Origin of the sequence: Cellulosilyticum ruminicola JCM 14822 (genome assembly GCF_001311925.1) — a bacterium.
Taxonomy (GTDB): domain Bacteria; phylum Bacillota; class Clostridia; order Lachnospirales; family Cellulosilyticaceae; genus Cellulosilyticum; species Cellulosilyticum ruminicola.
In genome coordinates this window covers 1-2,902 of the sequence record NZ_BBCG01000134.1, presented here as the reverse complement: position 1 = coordinate 2,902, position 2,902 = coordinate 1, and the positions used below count along the sequence as shown (strand labels likewise).

Annotated in this window: 4 protein-coding genes and 1 pseudogene; all 5 read right to left on the bottom strand. The window is 35.2% G+C overall.

Annotated elements, in window-relative coordinates:
• Positions 1–245: 245 nt before the first annotated feature.
• Positions 246–464, bottom strand: coding sequence for a hypothetical protein (locus tag JCM14822_RS18320; protein WP_054744065.1), 219 nt, complete (start codon positions 462–464; stop codon positions 246–248).
• A 346-nt stretch (positions 465–810) separates the two neighbouring features.
• Positions 811–993, bottom strand: a complete 183-nt coding sequence (locus tag JCM14822_RS18315) for a (2Fe-2S)-binding protein (protein ID WP_054744064.1) — start codon at positions 991–993, stop codon at positions 811–813.
• A gap of 176 nt (positions 994–1,169) precedes the next feature.
• The gene (locus tag JCM14822_RS20825) at positions 1,170–1,322 is read right to left on the bottom strand and encodes a hypothetical protein (protein ID WP_157047902.1); all 153 of its coding nucleotides are present in this window, start codon (positions 1,320–1,322) and stop codon (positions 1,170–1,172) included.
• Between the two features lie 64 nt (positions 1,323–1,386).
• Positions 1,387–2,529, bottom strand: coding sequence for a glycerate kinase family protein (locus JCM14822_RS18310; protein ID WP_054744063.1), 1,143 nt, complete (start codon positions 2,527–2,529; stop codon positions 1,387–1,389).
• 121 nt (positions 2,530–2,650) lie between these two features.
• Positions 2,651–2,902: pseudogene (locus JCM14822_RS18305) on the bottom strand (transposase); the annotation flags it as partial.

Genomic DNA, 2,902 nt, shown 5'->3' with positions numbered 1-2,902 from the left:
GTTAACACTTATGATATTGCATTTTTTGCTATTAGTCATCTTTTATACTCTACATAAAAAAGGAGCTGTCGCATTAGCTGACTTTAATCAGCTAATGCGACAGCTCCTTTTGACTATCATATAATACAAAACTCCATTCCAAATCTTAGAATTTTAAAAATACCATCCATTAATAAGCCACCAAGAACCTAATTTTTTTGTGGCTGCATTTTTAAAACTTCAAAATTTATGCTTCTTTTTTCAGTTCAAAAAGTATGTTCCTCTAATGGAGTCTTACTTTTACTTCTTTTTATTCCTATTACAGTAAGCCTTCTGCCTGCCTTACACAAATAAACATCTTCTTTTTCATCATAAGTCATATTTTCACGTCGACTGATATCTATCTTATATTTTTTAGTTTTAGAGATCTCATAATTAGCAAGTTTAAGTTGTCCATTAAGCATTGCATCTTCTTTCATTCTCATGAAAGCAGCATCTAAATCAGTTTTGGAATAACTATTGCGATTGCCACATTTATAGAGTTTTTAAGTGTATTCCTTAAGTTTATCAAAATGTTTGTCTAACTCTTCAATAGACTTTTGAAGTGGAGATTTTCTCTTGCCAATGCCGTGTACAAAGTGTACTTATTAGCACATGATTCAATTTTCATGCCATCAATAAAAATATTTTTTCCTGAAATTTTACCCAAAGCATAAAGCATAATCTTCAGCATTTGTCGTGGCGTTGCAGAATTTTTCCTAATACGGGAATAAGTCAAATAAACATAGTTAAAGGAACTGCACACTAATTTCTTAGTGCGACACCCCTTTTTTATTTATCTTTAATCATTTTAAACAACTTTTGCTTACATCTTTCACCTTTACATGCCCCTCTTCCAGCTCCTGTGGCACGTCCAATTTTGTCTAAATCATCTGCCCCCTTAGCAATGGCCTTTTCTACCGTTTCTCTTGAAACATACTTACATAAACAAACTTTTTCATCAGTTTCATACATCTTAAAGCCTCCTTTGAAATATCACTCTTAAATTCATGCTTCCTTCCCTTATTTATTTTTTCCACTAGAAACTTTCAGATACAATGTAAGTTTCACCATTATTTTTTAAAATTTTTTCCACATTTAGTCAATCACAGTAGCGCCTGTACGAATCATTGTCCCTGCATCTACAGCTACTACGCCTTTTGCAAGTAATTGTTTGAGATTCGATTGTTGCCCCCTGCTAGTGCTCCTAAAATTAAACTATAGGCTGGATGTACCTTCTTGATAATTAATACAATTGCTATAAGAAGCCATATAACAGCTCCTAATGTTGTAAATTCTGCCATGCTACCTCTCTCCTCCAATTAAGTTATTATGCCTTACTCTATTTGCTATACTGTACTCTATTTACTATGCTTTAACTGTTTGAATCACTCTAAATACTTGTTCTACTGTATCCGCCATATTCGTTACCGCATTTTCTACTGCCATAGCTTCCTCTAATGTAACGACGCTGCGAAGTACTGGGAAGAACGCATCGATTCCTTCTTCATTACATGCTATAGCATCTTTAGCCACACAGCCTGAGAAACCAAATACAGGTAAGTTATATTGCTTAGCAAGTTTCGCTACGCCAATTGGGGCTTTACCCATAACAGTTTGTCCATCAAGTCTTCCTTCACCTGTGATCACCATATCCGCAGCTGCAATATATTTCTCCAATTTTGTTTCATCTAACACAATGTTAATACCTGACTCAAGTGTTCCATTTAAGAAAGTTAAAAAAGCAAAGCCTAAACCACCAGCTGCCCCTACGCCAGCTTTATTCATATCGGCTACTGGGAATTTCTCTTTTGCAAGAACTGCATAATCTTTAAGCCACCTATCCATTTGTGTAATCATTTCTGGTGTTGCACCTTTTTGTGGGCCATAAATGGCACTGCACCCTTCCTCCCCACATAAAGGATTTGTAACATCACATGCTATTTTAAATGAACACTCTTTAAGCTCTTTCATTACATTTTCATCTGTAATAAATCTAAGTTCTTCAAGCCCTTTTGCGCCAAATACCACTGACTCACCATTTTCATTTAGCATCCCAAATCCTAATGCCTGTAACATTCCAATTCCACCATCATTTGTCGCACTTCCACCAATTCCAACTATGAATCTTCTACATCCCTTTTGAATGGCATCTTTAATCACTTCCCCCACACCATAAGTTGTCGTATGTAAAGGATTTCTTTCACTAGCTGTTACAAGTGTAATTCCTGCTGCCCCTGACATTTCAATGATGGCTGTACCTGTTTCATGAACAATACCATATTCACACATTACCTTTTTACCTAATGGCCCTGTTACCTCTACTTTCTGAAGTTCACCGCCACATCCAAGTGTTAAAGCTTCTGCTGTTCCTTCTCCTCCATCTGCAAGTGGTCTTACTTCAATCTGTGCATCTTTATAAACTCTTTTGATGCCTTCTGCTGCACTTTGACCAGCTTGTAATGAAGACATACTTCCTTTAAATGAATCTATTGCAATAACAATCTTCATAGCTTATCGCTCCTTTTCTTCCCTTATTAACTAAATGACATATATTACATGCATACTACACATTACATATAACACATTCATAGATTACATATACCTTATTTCATACATTTCTCAATTTGTACCTTAATAATATCAATTGGAATTGTTCTGCTAGCTGCGAGAATGTAGTTTCTATACGTCTTCGATGCTTACTGAGCCAGTTTCTTAAATCTTTTGGGTAAGGGTTCTTACTGTTATTTCTTTTTAAAGCTAGCAAGGTCATATTTTTCTCATTTTTTAGTTCTTGGGCAATATGATTACCTATATATACTTTGTCACCTAAAACAATAGGTTGATAGACATCTGATAATACTTCCCATAGAATAATAGCACA